The following is a 17,836-nucleotide window of genomic DNA, read 5'->3' on the forward strand; positions in this document are numbered from 1 at the left end:
TCCGACGGCGCCGCCGGCCCCGGCGGAGCACGCCGAGAGCGAGGTCCGCGCGGCCCCGAGCCGTCTCGAACCCGAGCCGGGAGACGCGACGGACGAGACGTCCCAGGCGTCCGACGGGTGCGAGAAGGCCGACCCCCCGGTCCCGGAGCCGCACCAAGGCGCCGCACAGGACCGTACCGGGCGTCCTGGGGACACGGGGCGTGGCAGCGCCGGGCGCGAGAGCGGACAGCGGACGCCACACCGGAGCCGAGTCCGCGTCGAGATACGAATCGGTGACCGCCGTGGCGTGAACGCGTGCGTGTGCCGTCCGGCGGTGAAGCATGCGTATACCCATGCGGGCATCCTCCCGGCCCCGCCCCCCGAACGACGGATCAGCGGGGCCACGCGAGTGAGACGGGGGCGGCGGAGACCGGATCGCCCCGGTCCGGGGCCCGAGCCGGCGCTGGGGCCGGGACCCCACCCGAACCCGAGGCCGGGGGCAACGACCCGATCGCCCCAGGCCGGGGGCCGAAGCCCCACCTGAGGCCCGAAGCCACCGCGGCCCGAGGCCCGGGGCCGGAGCCCCGATCCGGACCAGAGGCCCGGGAGCCGCTCCGGGCCCGAGGCCGGGGGTCGGGCCGGGGCCCGAACGGGGCCAGGGGCCGCCCGGGGCCGGGGCCCGACCGGAGCCGAGGGCGGACGGAGCCGGGGCCCGACCGGGGCCGGGGGCCGGGAAGGCCCCCGTACTCTGCCGCCTAACCGCCGGAGGCTAGTGCGCTGCCGATTCCCAGTCCGGGCCCGCGCCCACCGAGACGTCCAGTGGGGCCCTCAGGTGGACCGCGTCGGACATTTCGCGGCGGAGGAGTTCCTCCACCGTCTCGCGCTCGCCGGGGGCGATCTCCAGCACGATTTCGTCGTGCACCTGGAGCAGCATCCGGGAGCGCAGGTCGGCGGCGCGCAGCGCGCTGTCCACCTTGAGCATGGCGATCTTGACGATGTCCGCCGCCGTGCCCTGGATCGGTGCGTTGAGGGCCATGCGCTCGGCGGCCTCGCGGCGCTGGCGGTTGTCGCTGTTGAGGTCGGGGAGGTAGCGGCGGCGGCCGAAGAGCGTCGCCGTGTAGCCCGTCGCCCGCGCCTCGTCCACCGCGCGCCGCAGATAGTCGCGGACGCCGCCGAAGCGCTCGAAGTAGGCGTCCATCAAGGCGCGCGCCTCGCCCGCGTCGATGTTGAGCTGCTGGGACAGACCGAACGCGGACAGACCGTACGCCAGGCCGTAGGACATGGCCTTGATCTTGCGGCGCATCTCGGCGTCCACGGCGGCCGGTTCGACGCCGAAGACCTGCGCGGCGGCCGTGGTGTGCAGGTCCTCGCCGGAGGTGAACGCCCGGATCAGGCCCTCGTCCTCGGAGAGGTGCGCCATCACACGCAGTTCGATCTGGCTGTAGTCGGCGGTCAGCAGGGACTCGAAGCCCTCGCCGACGACGAAGCCGCGGCGGATCGCCCGGCCCTCGTCGGTGCGGACCGGGATGTTCTGGAGGTTGGGGTCCGTGGACGACAGCCGGCCGGTCGCGGCGACCGTCTGGTTGAAGGTGGTGTGGATCCGGCCGTCGGCGGCGATCGTCTTGATCAGGCCCTCGACGGTGACGCGGAGCTTGGCCTGCTCCCGGTGCCGGAGCATGATCACCGGCAGTTCGTTGTCCGTCTGGCCGGCCAGCCAGGCGAGCGCGTCGGCGTCGGTGGTGTAGCCGGTCTTCGTCTTCTTGGTCTTCGGCAGCCCCAGCTCACCGAAAAGGACCTCCTGGAGCTGCTTGGGCGAGCCCAGGTTGAACTCGTGCCCGGCCGCCGCGTGCGCCTCCTTCACGGCCTGCTGGACCGCACCGGCGAACATCTGCTCCATGGCCTCCAGATGGGCGCGGTCGGCCGCGATGCCGTGCCGCTCCATGCGGGCCAGGAGTGCGGAGGTGGGCAGCTCCACGTCCCGCAGCAGGTCCGTGGCGCCGACCTCCTCCAGCCGCTCCCGGAACGCCTCGCCGAGGTCGAGGATCGCGCGGGCCTGCACCATCAGGGCGTCGGCCTCGGCGCCGTCGTCCGCGCCGAAGGCGAGCTGGCCGTCGGCCGTGGCGGCGGGGGCCAGCTCACGGTGCAGATACTCCAGGGACAGCGCGTCCAGGTCGAAGGAGCGGCGGCCCGGCTTGACCAGGTAGGCCGCGAGCGCGGTGTCCATGGCGACACCGGCGACGGACCAGCCGTGCTCGGCGAACACGCGCATGGCGCCCTTGGCGTCGTGCAGCACCTTGGGGCGGTCCTCGGCGGCCAGCCACGCCGCCCAGGTGTTCTCGTCGGACTCGTCCAGCTCGGCGGGGTCGAACCAGGCGGCCGCGCCGTCCGCGGCGGCGAGCGCGACCTCGGCGACCGAGCCGCTGCCCAGCGCCCAGGTGTCGACCGTGGTCACGCCGAGCGTGCCGGTGCCGTGCTCGGTGAGCCACGCGGTCAGCTCGCCGGTGCCCAGGACCGTGCCGTCCACCGCGACACCGCCGGTGACGGGCGGGGCCGCCTCGGCCTCCTCGGCGCCGGGGTCGACGGCGAGGAGCCGCTCGCGCAGCGAGGGGTTCCTGATCTCCAGGGTGTCCAGGACCATCGCGACGGCCGTGCGGTCGTACGGGGCGCGCTCCAGGTCGGGGACGGCCTTGGGCAGCTCGACCGTGCGGACCATCTCGGTGAGGCGGCGGTTGAGCTTGACGGCCTCCAGGTGGTCGCGGAGATTCTGGCCGGCCTTGCCCTTGACCTCCTCGACGCGCTCGACCAGCTCCGCGAACGAACCGAACTGGTTGATCCACTTCGCGGCCGTCTTCTCACCGACGCCCGGAATGCCCGGGAGGTTGTCGGACGGGTCGCCGCGCAGCGCCGCGAAGTCGGGGTACTGGGCAGGCGTCAACCCGTACTTCTCGAAGACCTTCTCCGGGGTGAACCGGGTCAGCTCCGAGACGCCCTTCGTCGGATAGAGCACGGTGGTGTGCTCGGACACGAGCTGGAACGAGTCGCGGTCGCCGGTGACGATCAGCACCTCGAAGCCCTCGGCCTCGGCCTGGGTGGCGAGCGTGGCGATGACGTCGTCGGCCTCGAAGCCGTCGACCGCGAACCGCGAGACGTGCATCGCGTCGAGCAGCTCGCCAATCAGCTCGACCTGGCCCTTGAACTCGTCGGGGGTCTTGGAGCGGTTCGCCTTGTACTCGGTGAACTCCTCCGAGCGCCAGGTCTTGCGGGAGACGTCGAAGGCCACCGCGAAGTGCGTGGGCGCCTCGTCACGCAAGGTGTTGGCGAGCATCGACGCGAAGCCGTAGATCGCGTTCGTCGGCTGGCCCGTCGCGGTGGTGAAGTTCTCCGCGGGCAGCGCGAAGAACGCGCGGTAGGCCAGCGAGTGCCCGTCCATGAGCATCAGGCGTGGGCGGCTGCCGCCGGTGGGGGTGTCGGTCTTCTTCGCTGCTGTCTCTGCCACGCCCCCGATCCTGCCACGCCCCACTGACAGTCGGCCCCGCCGACCACCGGACGGAGGCGATGTCCGTGACCCGTGCGAGGATCGAAGACGCAGACGGGCAGAGGCAGACAGAACACGGACGCGAGCGCTTGCGTGGGCGCGGCGACGGCTGGTCGAAGGAGAGCGCGCGATGGCAACGAAGCCGCCCAAGGCCGATCCGGTCCAGGACGCTCCACAGGTCACCGAGCCGCAGCACGCGGCGGCGGGACTGACCGCCATCGGACACACCCTGCGGATCGCCCAGCAGCAGATGGGGGTGAAGCGCACCGCGCTGACCCTGCTGCGGGTGAACCAGAAGGACGGCTTCGACTGCCCCGGCTGCGCCTGGCCCGAGCCGGAGCACCGGCACGCGGCGGAGTTCTGCGAGAACGGCGCGAAGGCCGTGGCCGAGGAGGCGACCCTGCGCCGGGTCACCCCGGAGTTCTTCGCCGCCCACCCGGTCGCCGACCTCGCGGGCCGCAGCGGCTACTGGCTGGGCCAGCAGGGCCGGCTCACCCACCCCATGTACCTCCCCGAGGGCGGCACCCACTACGAGCCCGTCACCTGGGAGCGCGCCTTCGACATCGTCGCCGAGGAGACGGCCGCCCTCGCCTCGCCCGACGAGGCCGTCTTCTACACCTCGGGCCGCACCAGCAACGAGGCGGCGTTCCTGTACCAGCTCTTCGCGCGCGAGCTGGGCACGAACAACCTGCCGGACTGCTCCAACATGTGCCACGAGTCGTCGGGCTCGGCCCTGTCGGAGACCATCGGCATCGGCAAGGGCAGCGTCCTGCTGGACGACCTGCACCAGGCCGACCTGATCATCGTCGCCGGGCAGAACCCGGGCACCAACCACCCGCGCATGCTCTCCGCCCTGGAGCGCGCCAAGGCGGGCGGCGCCCGGATCATCAGCGTCAACCCGCTGCCCGAGGCGGGCCTGGAGCGGTTCAAGAACCCGCAGACCCCCAAGGGCCTCACGACGGGCGCCGCGCTCACCGATCTGTTCCTCCAGATCCGCATCGGCGGCGACCAGGCGCTCTTCCGGCTGCTGAACAAGCTGATCCTCCAGACCGAGGGCGCGGTCGACCGGGAGTTCGTCGACGCGCACACCCACGGCTACGAGGAGTTCGCCGCGGCCGCCCTGGCCGCCGACTGGGACGAGACGCTCGCCGCGACCGGCCTCACGCGCGCGGAGATCGAGCGCGCCCTGGACATGGTGCTCGCCTCCGAACGCACCATCGTGTGCTGGGCGATGGGCCTGACCCAGCACAAGCACTCCGTGCCGACCATCCGCGAGGTCGTCAACTTCCTTCTGCTGCGCGGCAACATCGGCCGCCCGGGCGCCGGCGTGTGCCCGGTGCGCGGCCACTCGAACGTGCAGGGCGACCGCACCATGGGCATCTTCGAGCGCCCCGCGCCGGCCTTCCTGGACGCCCTGGAGAAGGAGTTCGGCTTCGCGCCCCCGCGCGAGCACGGCTTCGACGTGGTCCGCGCCATCCGCGCGCTGCGCGACGGCGAGGCCAAGCTGTTCTTCGCCATGGGCGGCAACTTCGTGTCGGCCTCCCCCGACACCGACGTCACCGAGGCGGCCATGCGGCGCGCCCGGCTGACCGTGCACGTGTCGACCAAGCTCAACCGCTCGCACGTCGTCACGGGCGCGCGGGCCCTGATCCTGCCCACCCTGGGCCGCACCGAGCGTGATGTGCAGGGCGGCGGCGAGCAGTTCGTGACGGTCGAGGACTCGATGGGCATGGTGCACGCCTCGCGCGGCCGGCTGGCGCCCGCGAGCCCGCATCTGCTGTCCGAGCCCGCCATCGTCTGCCGGCTGGCCCGCCGGGTCCTGGGCGAGCACAGCAGGACGCCGTGGGAGGAGTTCGAGAAGGACTACGCGACGATCCGTGACCGCATCGCGCGCGTGATCCCGGGCTTCGAGGACTTCAACACGCGCGTGGCCCGCCCCAGCGGCTTCACGCTCCCGCACGCCCCGCGCGACGAACGCCGCTTCCCCACGGCCACCGGCAAGGCCAACTTCACCGCCGCGCCCGTCGAGTACCCGGAACTGCCCGAGGGCCGTCTGCTGCTCCAGACGCTGCGCTCGCACGACCAGTACAACACCACCGTCTACGGCCTCGACGACCGCTACCGGGGGATCAGGAACGGACGGCGGGTCGTCCTGGTGAACGCCGAGGACGCCCGCGCGCTCGGGTTCGCCGACGGCGCGTACGTCGATCTGGTCGGCGAGTGGCGGGACGGCGTGGAGCGGCGGGCGCCCGGCTTCCGCGTCGTGGTGTACCCGACCGCGCGGGGCTGCGCGGCCGCGTACTACCCGGAGACCAATGTGCTGGTGCCGCTGGACGCCACGGCGGACACCAGCAACACCCCGGCCAGCAAGTCCGTCGTGGTCCGTCTGGAACAATCGGCCACCGACTGAGCGTTTGCTCAGTGACGGCAGGACATGATCGACGAACGGAGCCGGGCCCCATGGGCGAGCAGCAGCACGTGAAGTTCCCGCAGGAGGTCCTCGACGAGTACACCGCCCTCGGTGTCGACCTGGTGGCCCTGTTCTCCGCGGGCCACCTCGGCAACCGGATGGGCGTACAGATCGTCGAGGCCGCCGCGGACCGGGTGGTCGGCACCATGCCGGTCGAGGGCAACACCCAGCCCTACGGCCTGCTGCACGGCGGCGCGTCCGCGGTGCTCGCCGAGACCCTCGGCTCGGTCGGCGCGATGCTGCACGGCGGCACCTCCAAGATCGCCGTCGGTGTCGACCTCAACTGCACCCACCACCGGGGCATCCGCTCCGGCCTGGTCACCGGGGTCGCCACGCCCGTGCACCGGGGGCGGACCACGGCGACGTACGAGATCGTGATCAGCGACGAGCAGGACCGCCGGGTGTGCACCGCCCGGCTGACCTGTCTGCTGCGGGACCTGAAGGCGGACGACGCGGCCCCGGCGGGCGGCACGGCCGGCTGAACCGCGAAGACCCCGGCGGGGCCGTTGCTCCGCACCGCCCGGCGGCCTAGCGTCGGAGCATGACCACGGGAGGGGCCGGGCGGGCGGGGACAGCGCGTGACGGAGCGGGCCGGACGGCCGCGGCGGCGTCCGTGGCGGCCGTCCTGGCGGCAGGACTGCTGTCCGGCTGCGCCGCCCCCGCCCCCGCCTCCCCCTCCTCGTCCTCATCCTCCCCCTCCGCCCAGAACTCCCCCTCCCCCACCCCACCGGAGGCGCTGTGCACCCGCCTGGTCGTCCACTGGGCGCGCGAGATCCTCGGCAGCGGCACGTACGGCGACTACCAGTCGATGGGGCTGTCCAACGGGCAGTACGAGATCCTGCGCTCGGTCGTGGACGAGGCGCGGGTGGAGCACAAGCGCCGAGAAGCCGACGCGGCCGACGAGTTGATCCGCCGCGAGGCCCGCACGGGCTGTGCCGCGTGGTACCGCTCGGGCGGCCCCGGCGCGGGGGCCTGGCGGTGAGCGGTATCGGCCCGGTCGAGCCCGGGGAAGGCACCACCCGCGCGCGGGACACCCACAACGACCCGGCACCCGAGCGCACTTCACGTCTCGCCCGCTTCTACGGCGCCCACCGCCGTCCCCTCCTCGCCGGCGCGGCCGCGGCCGTCGTCCTCGCGGGCGGCTGTCTCTACGCGACCCGGCCGCACGCTCCCCAACAGGCGGCGCCCGTACCGCCGTTCCCCTCGCAGGTCGTGGACGTCACCTATCTCGGCGGGCATTCCGTGCCGCCCGGGACCCGGCCCCGGACGTTCGCTTTCGACGTGCTGATCGGCGTGGAATCCGGACCCCCGGTCACCGTCACCCGGGTTTCCCAGCCCTATGCCGCGCTTTCGCTCACCTCGGCGCCGCGGACGCCGTTCCGGACGGAGTCCGGTTCCGCCCGCACGATCGTGATCACACTGCACGTCACGGAATGCGGAAATGTGCCGGAGAACGCCGGACTGCCTTTCCTGGACGTAACTCTACGTAATGCGCGCGCAATACAGGTTCACAGTTTCATCCTGGGCCGACGCTATGCGCAGGACCTCTCCCAGGCCCTACAAGTCGCCTGTAGCAACGATTCCGCGTAATCACCAAAACCACCGAGACACCTGAACTCCCCGGTGGGCGTCCTGGGCGTTCTCACTATGTGGACAGGGCGAATCGGCCTGAAATTCGCTGTTCCACCCGCCAAGTACCGCTCTGCATTACCTCGTGTCATAACAAGAGCGTCACAGCCTTGGTCAGACCCTCCTCCGTCTTCCCTTCACCCGCTTAGAGTCACGCCCAGTCACCGCACGGCTGAAATACCTCTTCGGCCACAGCGCTCGACTCGGGCTCTTCCAGGGGGGAGGGCCGCCCAGGGAAAGGACTGGAACGTGCGTCAACGTTCTCTCATCGCCATCACCGCCGCGCTGTCCGCCGGAGCTCTCACCCTCACCGCCTGCGGTTCGCGCGACAGCGGCGGCGACAAGGGCTCCGACAGCGGCGGCACCGTCGTCACCATCGGCGTGGACGCCCCGCTCACCGGCGACCTGTCCGCGCTGGGCCTCGGCATCAAGAACTCCGTCGACCTCGCCGCCAAGACGGCCAACAAGCAGAAGTACGTCGACGGCGTCACCTTCAAGATCGAGGCGCTCGACGACCAGGCCCAGCCGTCCTCGGGCCAGCAGAACGCCACCAAGCTCGTCGCCAACAAGTCCGTCCTCGGCGTGGTCGGCCCGCTGAACTCCTCCGTCGCCGAGTCGATGCAGAAGGTCTTCGACGACGCCAAGCTGGTCGAGGTCTCCCCGGCCAACACCAACCCGGCGCTCACCCAGGGCACCGACTGGGCGACCTCGAAGAAGCGCGTCTACAAGTCGTACTTCCGTACCGCGACCACGGACGCCATCCAGGGCCCGTTCGCCGCGCAGTACCTGGTCAACGACGCCAAGAAGAAGAAGGTCTTCGTCATCGACGACAAGAAGACCTACGGCGCGGGCCTCGCCGGCACCTTCACCGAGGAGTTCAAGAAGCTCGGCGGCACCGTCGCGGGCACCGAGCACATCAACCCGGACAGCAAGGACTTCTCGGCCATCGCCACGAAGGTCAAGAACTCCGGCGCCGACGTCGTCTACTACGGCGGCGAGTACCCGCAGGCCGGCCCCCTCAGCAAGCAGATCAAGGCCGCTGGCGCCAAGATCCCCGTGGTCGGCGGTGACGGCATCTACAGCGCCGACTTCATCAAGCTGGCCGGCGCCACCGCCGCCGGTGACCTGGCCACCTCGGTCGGCGCGCCGGTCGAGGAGCTCGCCTCCGCCAAGGAGTTCGTCGCCAACTACAAGAACGGCGGCTACAAGGAGGCCTACGAGGCGTACGGCGGCTACTCGTACGACTCCGCCTGGGCGATCATCGAGGCCGTCAAGAAGGTCGTCGACGACAACGGCGGCAAGCTGCCCGACGACGCCCGCGCCAAGGTCACCGAGGCCATGCAGAACGTCTCCTTCGACGGTGTGACCGGCAAGGTCTCCTTCGACGAGTTCGGTGACGCCACCAACAAGCAGCTCACCGTGTACGCCGTCGAGAACGGTAACTGGAAGGCCGTCAAGTCCGGCACGTACTCCGGCTGACCCTCCCGCATCACGAGCCGCGCGGGGCGCTGTTCCACTGGCGCCCCGCGCGGACCCACATCCGGACACATCCGTCGAAATCATCCGAACGTCTCGGAGGACATGCGGTGAACGAACTGCCGCAGCAGCTGGTCAACGGCCTGCTACTGGGATCCATGTACGGGCTGGTCGCCATTGGCTACACAATGGTCTACGGCATCGTCCAGCTCATCAACTTCGCCCACGGCGAGATCTTCATGACGGGCGCATTCGGGGCTCTCTCCGTCTACCTCTGGGTAGTGCCCAACGGCACGACCATGTGGATAGCCCTTCCGCTCATGCTCATCGGCGCCATGCTGGTCGCCGCCCTCGTCGCCATCGGAGCGGAACGGTTCGCTTACCGCCCCCTGCGCGGCGCACCCCGCCTGGCCCCCCTCATCACCGCCATCGGCCTCTCCCTGGCCCTCCAGCAGGCGGTCTGGGCCTGGTACCCCGAGGCGAAGTCCGCCCGCACCTTCCCCCAGATCGAGGGCGGCCCCTTCCACATCGGGAACGTCACCATCCAGACCGGTGACATCTTCCTCCTCGCCGCCGCCCCCATCAGCATGGCCGTCCTCGCCTACTTCGTCATGAAGACCCGCACCGGCCGCGGCATGCAGGCCACCGCGCAGGACCCCGACACCGCCAAGCTCATGGGCGTCAACACCGACCGCATCATCGTGATCGCCTTCGCCCTCGGCGCGATCTTCGCCGCCGTCGGCGGTGTCGCCTACGGCCTCAAGTACGGCCAGATCGACTACCGCATGGGCTTCATCCTCGGCCTCAAGGCGTTCACCGCGGCCGTCCTCGGCGGCATCGGCAACATCTACGGCGCCATGATCGGCGGCGTCGTCCTCGGCATCGCCGAAACCCTGGCCACCGCCTACATCGCCGACATCCCCGGCATGGACAAGTTCGGCAGCCAGTCCTGGGCCGACGTCTGGGCCTTCGTACTTCTCATCCTCGTACTGCTGTTCAGGCCCCAGGGTCTGCTCGGCGAGCGCGTCGCGGACAGGGCGTGACACCGATGACCACACAGACCACCGCACCCGAGACCCCGAGCACCCCCGCCTCCGGGTCGGCCACCGGCCTCGTCGCCATCCCGCCGCACATCGGCCGCGCACTCGCCACCGGCGGCGGCGCCCTCACCGTCGTCTCCACCTTCCTCGCCTGGACCTGGACGTCCGCCTTCCCCGGCGACCTCACCGTCTACGGCTACCCCGGCGGCCTCCAGGTCCTCGCCCTCATCGGCGGCGCCCTCACCACCCTCTTCGGCCTCTCCTCCTACGGCGTCAAGGGCCTGCGCTGGCTCACCCCCGCCGGCGGCGACGGAGCCATCAAGTTCGCGGCGCTCGCGGCCTTCGCCACCGTCTGGTACACGGTCATCGCCATCACCGTCGACCTCGGCGGCGTCGTCAACCTCGAGCCCGGCGGCTACATCGCCGCCCTCGCCACCCTGGTCACCCTCCTCGGCGCCCTCGCCCTCCCCTTCGAGCGGCCCGAACCCGACCCGCACGACCCCGACGACACCGGCTGGGACCTCGTCCGCCACCGCCTCCGCGCCGGCTTCGAGACCACCAAGGCCGCCTTCGCCGGCGGCACCCCCCGCCCCGTCGGCAAGCTCCCCTCGTACGCCGAGATCCTGATCATCGTCGCCATCCTCGGCATCGGCCTCACCGTCTTCACCTACGGCATCGGCACCGAGTACGACGAACTCTTCATCGGCTTCCTGATCACCGCCGGCTTCGGCTTCGCCGCACTCAACAAGTCCGGCCTCGTCAAGCAGGCCAGCCAGATCACCGCACGCCACCAGAACATCACCATCTGCGGCGCCTTCGTCGCCGCCGCGATGTTCCCCTTCACCCAGACCGACGACCAGTACGCCACCGTCGGCGTCTACATCCTGATCTTCGGCACCGTCGCCCTCGGCCTCAACATCGTCGTCGGCCTCGCCGGACTCCTCGACCTCGGCTACGTCGCCTTCCTCGGCGTCGGCGCCTACGCCGCCGCCATGGTCTCCGGCTCCCCCAGCTCCCCCTTCGACGTGCACTTCCCCTTCTGGGCCGCCGTCCTCGTCGGAGCCGCCGCGTCCCTCGTCTTCGGCGTCCTCATCGGCGCCCCGACCCTGCGACTGCGCGGCGACTACCTCGCCATCGTCACCCTCGGCTTCGGCGAGATCTTCCGCATCACCGCCAACAACCTCGACGGCATCTCAGGACCCGACGTCACCAACGGCTCCAACGGCATCTCCTCCATCCCGAACCTCAACATCCTCGGGTTCGACTTCGGAGCCGAACACGTCATCGCCGGCTTCACCATCGGCCGGTTCGCCAACTACTTCTTCCTGATGCTCCTCATCACCGCCGTCGTCGTCCTGGTCTTCCGACGCAGCGGTGACTCCCGCATCGGCCGCGCCTGGGTCGCCATCCGCGAGGACGAGACCGCCGCCCTCGCCATGGGCATCAACGGCTTCCGCGTCAAGCTCATCGCCTTCGCCGTCGGCGCCTCCCTCGCCGGCCTCGCCGGCACCGTCCAGGCCCACGTCACCTACACCGTGACCCCCGAGCAGTACCTCTTCGCCGGACCCATCCCCCCCAACTCGGCCTTCCTCCTCGCGGCGGTCGTCCTCGGCGGCATGGGCACCATCAGCGGACCCCTCATCGGCGCCGCACTGCTCTTCCTCATCCCCAACAAGCTCCAGTTCCTCGGCGACTACCAGCTCCTCGCCTTCGGCCTCGCCCTCATCCTGCTGATGCGCTTCCGCCCCGAGGGCCTCATCCCCAACCGACGCCGCCAGCTCGAGTTCCACGAGGACGCGGAAGCTCCCACCGTCCTGACCAAGGCAGGGGCCTGACCACGATGACCACCGACACCACCACCACGGCCGCCCCCGCCCCCACCGGCGAAAAGGTCCTCGAAGCCCGCGGCGTCACCATGCGCTTCGGCGGCCTCACCGCCGTCCGCAACGTCGACCTCCACGTCAACGCCGGAGAGATCGTCGGCCTCATCGGCCCCAACGGCGCCGGCAAGACCACCTTCTTCAACTGCCTCACCGGCCTCTACATCCCCACCGAGGGCGAGGTCCGCTACAAGGGCACCGTCCTGCCGCCCAAGTCCTTCAAGGTCACGGCCGCAGGCGTCGCCCGCACCTTCCAGAACATCCGGCTCTTCGCCAACATGACCGTCCTGGAGAACGTCCTCGTCGGACGCCACACCCGCACCAAGGAAGGCTTCTGGTCGGCCGTCCTGCGCGGACCCGGCTTCCACAAGGCCGAAGCCACCTCCCGCGAACGCGCCATGGAACTCCTGGAGTTCATCGGCCTCGAAAAGAAGGCCGACCACCTCGCCCGCAACCTGCCCTACGGCGAACAGCGCAAGCTCGAAATCGCCCGCGCACTCGCCAGCGAGCCCGGCCTGCTCCTCCTCGACGAGCCCACCGCCGGCATGAACCCCCAGGAAACCCGCGCCACCGAAGAGCTCGTCTTCGCCATCCGCGACAAGGGCATCGCCGTCCTCGTCATCGAGCACGACATGCGCTTCATCTTCAACCTCTGCGACCGGGTCGCCGTACTCGTCCAGGGCGAGAAGCTCGTCGAAGGCGACAGCGCCACCGTCCAGGGCGACGAACGCGTCGTCGCCGCCTACCTCGGCGAGCCCTTCGAGAACGCCCCCGGCGACGAAGAGGTCGCCGAAGTCGAGGCCGCCGAGGCGAAGGCCGAGACCACGACGGACGCCGCGCCCGGCAAGGAGAACGACCGATGACCGCACTGCTCGAAGTCGAGGACCTCCGGGTCGCCTACGGCAAGATCGAGGCCGTCAAGGGCATCTCGTTCAAGGTCGAGGCCGGCGAGGTCGTCACCCTGATCGGCACCAACGGCGCCGGCAAGACCACCACCCTGCGCACCCTCTCCGGCCTCCTCAAGCCGGTCGGCGGCCAGATCAAGTTCAACGGCAAATCGCTGAAGAAGACCCCCGCCCACGACATCGTCGCGCTCGGACTCGCCCACTCCCCCGAGGGGCGGCACATCTTCCCGCGCATGACGATCGAGGACAACCTCCGCCTCGGCGCCTTCCTCCGCAGCGACAAGGCCGGCATCGAGAAGGACATCCAGCGCGCCTACGACCTCTTCCCCATCCTGGGAGAGCGCCGCAAGCAGGCCGCGGGAACCCTCTCCGGCGGTGAACAGCAGATGCTCGCCATGGGCCGGGCCCTCATGTCCCAGCCCAAGCTGCTCATGCTGGACGAGCCCTCCATGGGCCTCTCCCCCATCATGATGCAGAAGATCATGGCGACCATCGCCGAACTGAAGTCCCAGGGCATGACCATCCTGCTCATCGAGCAGAACGCCCAGGCCGCGCTCTCGCTGGCCGACCACGGTCACGTCATGGAGATCGGCAAGATCGTCCTCTCCGGCACCGGCCAGGACCTGCTCCACGACGAGTCCGTCCGCAAGGCGTACCTCGGCGAGGACTGACCCGGACCCTGACACGACTGAGGCCCGCCTCCCCCTACCAAGGGAGGCGGGCCTCAGTCACGCGTACTGGCTCTCAGCCCTTCGCGGCCTTCTTCTCCTCGGCGTCCTGAATGACCGCCTCGGCGACCTGCTGCATCGACATCCGCCGGTCCATCGACGTCTTCTGGATCCACCGGAACGCGGCGGGCTCCGTCAGCCCGTACTCCGTCTGAAGGATCGACTTCGCCCGGTCCACGAGCTTGCGCGTCTCCAGCCGGAGCGTGAGATCGGCGACCTCGTTCTCCAGCTCCTTCAGCTCCGTGAACCGGGAGACGGCCATCTCGATCGCCGGCACGACATCGCTCTTGCTGAACGGCTTCACGAGATACGCCATCGCACCCGCGTCCCGGGCCCGCTCCACGAGGTCGCGCTGCGAGAACGCGGTGAGCATCAGCACCGGGGCGATGCGCTCCTCGGCGATCTTCTCGGCGGCCGAGATGCCGTCGAGCTTGGGCATCTTCACGTCGAGGATCACGAGGTCGGGCTTGTGCTCACGGGCCAGCTCGACGGCCTGCTCGCCGTCACCGGCCTCACCCACGACGCTGTAGCCCTCCTCCTCCAGCATCTCTTTGAGATCGAGCCGGATCAGGGCCTCGTCCTCGGCGATGACGACACGGGTCGTCAGCGGAGGCACGTGCGACTTGTCATCATCGGGCGCGTCCACGGGCTGGGGCGACTCGGGGGCGGTCACGGGGGCTCCTTGTTGCGGGCCGGGCAGGTACTGCTCCCCTAGAGCCTACCTAGCTGCAGCATCACTCGGTCACCCGGTACACTTCGCAGAGTTCCACGGCCTGCCCGGTTGGAGGAATCTGGTCAGACTCGCGGTGCTCAAACCACCGTGCCTTCGGGCATGTGGGTTCGAATCCCACACCGGGCACATCGAAAAGCGGATGTTCACGTTCTCGTGAACATCCGCTTTTTGCTGCACAGCGTGGCGATCACTCTCTCAGAGTGTTCACATGTACGACGTCAGCACCCGCAAGCGAGCACTCGCGTTGGTGGCGCAAGGCCGCAGCCTCAACGCGGTAAGCAAAGAGACGGGCATTTCCCGTGCCGCGATCCGCTCGTGGCAGCACCGACCGGACCCGCCGCCCAAGATGGCGCCACCGGTTCCCGGCCCTCCCACCGATCGGCCCGCGTACTCCTACTTACTGGGGCTCTACCTGGGCGACGGCTGCATCAGCGCGCACCCCCGGAGCGGCTACTACCTACGCATCGCCTGCGCCGACGCATGGCCCGGACTCATCCAGGAGTGCCGGGAGGCCATCACCCGCGTGCACCCCGGCATCGGCGTCCACCTCGCGAAGAAGCAGGGGTGCGTCATGGTGACCTCCTACTCCCGGCACTGGCCGCTCCTCTTCCCCCAGCACGGCCCCGGCAGGAAGCACGAGCGCAAGATCGCACTCGAACCCTGGCAGCAGGAGATCGTCGACGCCCATCCCTGGGAGTTCGTCAGGGGCCTCATCCACTCGGACGGCTGCCGCATCACCAACTGGACGACCCGAATGATCGGCGGGGAGCGGAAGCGCTACGAGTACCCCCGGTACTTCTTCACCAATGTCTCCGACGACATCCGGAAGCTCTACACCGACACCCTCGACAAGCTGGGCATCGAGTGGACGCAGTCAGCGCGGAACGGATGCGCGTTCAACATCTCCGTCGCCCGCAAAGCCTCTGTCGCCCGCCTGGAGGCGCACGTGGGCCCCAAGCACTGACCCCCGATGAACGGAGGATCACCCATGAACTTTCATGGAACCGAGGTTCGACAGAAGGCCGTCACGTTGTTGCGGGACGGGGTCCGTAACGCCGATGTGGCGCGGCGGCTCGGCATCCCGCTGGGCACCGTCGGCTACTGGAAGCACATGGATCGCGCCGCGCGCGGGGGGTGTCCCGGACGCGTGCAACCGCCCTGTCCCCGTTGCGAAGGCGAGTTGGATTCTGCCGCCTATGCCTACCTCTTGGGGCTCTACCTCGGTGATGGCCACATCGTCCAGAACCGTGCGATGCGGGTGCCCAGCCTGTCCGTCTCCTGTGCCGATGCCCACCCGGGGCTCATGGACGAGTGCGAGAAGGCCATGCGGGCGGTCTTCCCGGGAAACTCGGTCTGCCGAGTCCGCCGTAAGGGCTGCCACGAGGTGAAGCTCTACTCCAAGCACCTCTGGTGTCTGTTTCCACAGCATGGCCCCGGCAGGAAGCACGAGCGCAAGATCGCGCTCGAACCCTGGCAGCAGGAGATCGTCGATGCCCGACCCTGGGAGTTCGTCCGAGGGCTCATTCACTCCGATGGGTGTCGGATCGTCAACTGGACGACCCGCACCGTTGGTGGGGTGCGGAAGCGGTATGAGTATCCGCGGTTCTTCTTCACCAATGTGTCCGACGACATCCGGAAGCTCTACACCGACACCCTCGACAAGCTGGGTGTCGGGTGGACCCACTGCACGCGGGGCGGCGATCCGTACAACATCTCTGTCGCGAAGAAGGCTCATGTCGCCTTGCTCGACGCCCATGTGGGGCCCAAGCACTGAGCCCCCTACTTCGGGCTGTCGTCCTCGCCGATGTGGTGGACTCGGACCAGGTTGGTGGAGCCGGAGACGCCGGGGGGTGAGCCGGCCGTGATGACGACCACGTCGCCCTTTTCGCAGCGGCCGTATTTGAGGAGGAGGTCGTCCACCTGGTCGACCATCGCGTCCGTGGAGTCGACGTGGGGGCCGAGGAAGGTTTCCACGCCCCAGGTGAGGTTGAGCTGGGAGCGGGTCGCCGGTTCGGGGGTGAAGGCGAGGAGGGGGATCGGGGAGCGGTAGCGGGAGAGGCGGCGGGCCGTGTCGCCGCTCTGGGTGAAGGCGACCAGGAACCGTGCGCCGAGGAAGTCGCCGATCTCCGCCGCCGCGCGGGCCATGGCGCCGCCCTGGGTGCGGGGTTTGTTGCTGTCGGTCAGCGGCGGGAGGCCCTTGGCGAGGATGTCCTGTTCCGCGGCGGCGACGATCTTGGACATGGTGCGGACGGTCTGGACGGCGTACTTGCCGACGCTGGTCTCGCCGGAGAGCATCACCGCGTCCGAGCCGTCGATCACCGCGTTGGCCACGTCGGAGGCTTCCGCGCGGGTCGGCCGGGAGTTCTCGATCATGGAGTCGAGCATCTGGGTGGCGACGATCACCGGCTTGGCGTTGCGCTTGGCGAGTTTGATGGCGCGTTTCTGGACGATCGGCACGAGTTCGAGGGGCATCTCGACGCCGAGGTCGCCGCGGGCGACCATGATGCCGTCGAACGCGGCGACGATGTCGTCGATGTTCTCGACGGCCTGGGGTTTCTCGACCTTGGCGATGACGGGGAGCCGGCGTCCCTCCTCGTCCATGATGCGGTGGACGTCGGTGATGTCCTTGCCGCTGCGGACGAAGGACAGGGCGATGACGTCGACGCCGGTGCGCAGGGCCCAGCGGAGGTCTTCCTCGTCCTTCTTGGAGAGGGCGGGGACGGAGACGGCGACGCCGGGGAGGTTGAGGCCCTTGTGGTCGGAGACGATGCCGCCTTCGAGGACGCGGGTGCGCACGCGTGGGCCGTCGACGGAGGTGACTTCGAGGCAGACCTTGCCGTCGTCGACGAGGATGCGTTCGCCGGGGGTGACGTCGTCGGCGAGGCCGCCGTAGGTGGTGCCGCAGTGGTGGCGGTCGCCTGCGACGCCTTCTTCGACGGTGATGGTGAAGGTGTCGTCGCGTTCAAGGAGTACGGGGCCTTCGGCGAAGTGGCCGAGGCGGATCTTCGGGCCTTGAAGGTCTGCGAGGACGCCGACGCTGTGGCCGGTCTCGTCGGACGCCTTGCGCACGTGGCGGTAGCGCTCCTCGTGTTCGGCGTGGCCGCCGTGGCTGAGGTTCAGTCGGGCGACGTCCATTCCGGCTTCGACGAGGGCTTTGATCTGGTCGAAGGTGTCGGTGGCGGGGCCCAGGGTGCAGACGATTTTCGCTCGGCGCATGGGTCGAGCCTATGGCTTACCGATCGGTAGCGAATTGGGAGGACATGACCGCCCAACAAGCGTTGCGTGAAGCCCAGTTGACAAGTGTTGAATTGTGCGGGGTGCCGCTCCGATGAGCGCCTCGTGGACCATCGGATGATCCGATCCGACCGTGCCGGTCATCAGATCGCAACCTCCGGGGTCTGTTGCGGTTAGTCATGTCCGAGTCAGAATCTACGCGCGTTACCCACGCGCGTTGTTCGCCT

Annotated in this window: 14 protein-coding genes and 1 tRNA gene; 12 read left to right on the forward strand and 3 right to left on the reverse strand. The window is 69.5% G+C overall.

Annotated elements, in window-relative coordinates; genetic code table 11:
• Positions 1 to 748: 748 nt before the first annotated feature.
• Positions 749 to 3,475 (reverse strand): DNA polymerase I, encoded by a 2,727-nt coding sequence (gene polA / locus AFM16_RS10440; protein WP_030791503.1) that lies wholly within the window; start codon positions 3,473 to 3,475, stop codon positions 749 to 751.
• 169 nt (positions 3,476 to 3,644) lie between these two features.
• On the opposite strand from polA, the gene AFM16_RS10445 reads away from it, so the two are divergent.
• From AFM16_RS10445 to AFM16_RS10485, 9 genes are all read left to right on the forward strand, one after another.
• Positions 3,645 to 5,924, forward strand: coding sequence for an FdhF/YdeP family oxidoreductase (locus AFM16_RS10445; protein ID WP_078633124.1), 2,280 nt, complete (start codon positions 3,645 to 3,647; stop codon positions 5,922 to 5,924).
• A 50-nt stretch (positions 5,925 to 5,974) separates the two neighbouring features.
• Complete coding sequence (locus AFM16_RS10450) at positions 5,975 to 6,466, forward strand: PaaI family thioesterase (RefSeq protein WP_078633125.1); 492 nt, start codon at positions 5,975 to 5,977, stop codon at positions 6,464 to 6,466.
• A gap of 59 nt (positions 6,467 to 6,525) precedes the next feature.
• The gene (locus AFM16_RS39315; protein WP_256861270.1) at positions 6,526 to 6,966 is read left to right on the forward strand and encodes a hypothetical protein; all 441 of its coding nucleotides are present in this window, start codon (positions 6,526 to 6,528) and stop codon (positions 6,964 to 6,966) included.
• Positions 6,963 to 7,574, forward strand: coding sequence for a Tat pathway signal sequence domain protein (locus AFM16_RS10460; RefSeq protein ID WP_078633127.1), 612 nt, complete (start codon positions 6,963 to 6,965; stop codon positions 7,572 to 7,574). The genes AFM16_RS39315 and AFM16_RS10460 overlap by 4 nt, the downstream gene beginning before the upstream one ends.
• Before the next feature lie 288 nt (positions 7,575 to 7,862).
• Positions 7,863 to 9,092, forward strand: coding sequence for a branched-chain amino acid ABC transporter substrate-binding protein (locus AFM16_RS10465; protein ID WP_078633128.1), 1,230 nt, complete (start codon positions 7,863 to 7,865; stop codon positions 9,090 to 9,092).
• A 107-nt stretch (positions 9,093 to 9,199) separates the two neighbouring features.
• Positions 9,200 to 10,132 (forward strand): branched-chain amino acid ABC transporter permease, encoded by a 933-nt coding sequence (locus AFM16_RS10470; RefSeq protein ID WP_030791521.1) that lies wholly within the window; start codon positions 9,200 to 9,202, stop codon positions 10,130 to 10,132.
• Positions 10,133 to 10,137: 5 nt separating this feature from the next.
• Positions 10,138 to 11,964, forward strand: coding sequence for a branched-chain amino acid ABC transporter permease (locus AFM16_RS10475; protein ID WP_030791524.1), 1,827 nt, complete (start codon positions 10,138 to 10,140; stop codon positions 11,962 to 11,964).
• Between the two features lie 5 nt (positions 11,965 to 11,969).
• Positions 11,970 to 12,872, forward strand: a complete 903-nt coding sequence (locus AFM16_RS10480) for an ABC transporter ATP-binding protein (protein WP_030791527.1) — start codon at positions 11,970 to 11,972, stop codon at positions 12,870 to 12,872.
• On the forward strand, positions 12,869 to 13,585 hold the full coding sequence (locus AFM16_RS10485) for an ABC transporter ATP-binding protein (protein ID WP_030791529.1): 717 nt from the start codon (positions 12,869 to 12,871) through the stop codon (positions 13,583 to 13,585). The genes AFM16_RS10480 and AFM16_RS10485 overlap by 4 nt, the downstream gene beginning before the upstream one ends.
• A gap of 73 nt (positions 13,586 to 13,658) precedes the next feature.
• Here the strand turns inward: AFM16_RS10485 and AFM16_RS10490 are convergent, their stop codons facing one another.
• Entirely contained in the window at positions 13,659 to 14,315 is a 657-nt protein-coding gene (locus AFM16_RS10490; protein ID WP_030791532.1) for an ANTAR domain-containing response regulator, read from the reverse strand.
• A gap of 102 nt (positions 14,316 to 14,417) precedes the next feature.
• Here AFM16_RS10490 and AFM16_RS39320 point away from each other — a divergent pair.
• From AFM16_RS39320 to AFM16_RS10500, 3 genes are all read left to right on the forward strand, one after another.
• Positions 14,418 to 14,501: transfer RNA gene (locus AFM16_RS39320), tRNA-Leu, on the forward strand.
• A gap of 82 nt (positions 14,502 to 14,583) precedes the next feature.
• Positions 14,584 to 15,339 (forward strand): helix-turn-helix domain-containing protein, encoded by a 756-nt coding sequence (locus AFM16_RS10495; protein WP_078633129.1) that lies wholly within the window; start codon positions 14,584 to 14,586, stop codon positions 15,337 to 15,339.
• A gap of 24 nt (positions 15,340 to 15,363) precedes the next feature.
• The gene (locus AFM16_RS10500) at positions 15,364 to 16,149 is read left to right on the forward strand and encodes a helix-turn-helix domain-containing protein (RefSeq protein ID WP_078633130.1); all 786 of its coding nucleotides are present in this window, start codon (positions 15,364 to 15,366) and stop codon (positions 16,147 to 16,149) included.
• Between the two features lie 5 nt (positions 16,150 to 16,154).
• Here AFM16_RS10500 and pyk read toward each other — a convergent pair whose 3' ends face one another.
• The gene (gene pyk, locus AFM16_RS10505) at positions 16,155 to 17,591 is read right to left on the reverse strand and encodes a pyruvate kinase (protein ID WP_078633131.1); all 1,437 of its coding nucleotides are present in this window, start codon (positions 17,589 to 17,591) and stop codon (positions 16,155 to 16,157) included.
• Between the last annotated feature and the right edge of the window lie 245 nt (positions 17,592 to 17,836).

Source organism: Streptomyces antibioticus (genome assembly GCF_002019855.1).
Lineage (GTDB): Bacteria > Actinomycetota > Actinomycetes > Streptomycetales > Streptomycetaceae > Streptomyces > Streptomyces antibioticus_B.

What these genes read in the sequence shown, in the direction of transcription:
- AFM16_RS10445 (WP_078633124.1), top strand. Translation starts at nt 3,645, where the DNA reads ATGGCAACGAAGCCGCCCAAGGCCGATCCGGTCCAGGACGCTCCACAG.
- AFM16_RS10450 (WP_078633125.1), top strand. Translation starts at nt 5,975, where the DNA reads ATGGGCGAGCAGCAGCACGTGAAGTTCCCGCAGGAGGTCCTCGACGAG.
- AFM16_RS39315 (WP_256861270.1), top strand. Translation starts at nt 6,526, where the DNA reads ATGACCACGGGAGGGGCCGGGCGGGCGGGGACAGCGCGTGACGGAGCG.
- AFM16_RS10475 (WP_030791524.1), top strand. Translation starts at nt 10,138, where the DNA reads ATGACCACACAGACCACCGCACCCGAGACCCCGAGCACCCCCGCCTCC.
- AFM16_RS10480 (WP_030791527.1), top strand. Translation starts at nt 11,970, where the DNA reads ATGACCACCGACACCACCACCACGGCCGCCCCCGCCCCCACCGGCGAA.
- AFM16_RS10485 (WP_030791529.1), top strand. Translation starts at nt 12,869, where the DNA reads ATGACCGCACTGCTCGAAGTCGAGGACCTCCGGGTCGCCTACGGCAAG.
- AFM16_RS10495 (WP_078633129.1), top strand. Translation starts at nt 14,584, where the DNA reads ATGTACGACGTCAGCACCCGCAAGCGAGCACTCGCGTTGGTGGCGCAA.
- AFM16_RS10500 (WP_078633130.1), top strand. Translation starts at nt 15,364, where the DNA reads ATGAACTTTCATGGAACCGAGGTTCGACAGAAGGCCGTCACGTTGTTG.
- pyk (WP_078633131.1), bottom strand. Translation starts at nt 17,591, where the DNA reads ATGCGCCGAGCGAAAATCGTCTGCACCCTGGGCCCCGCCACCGACACC.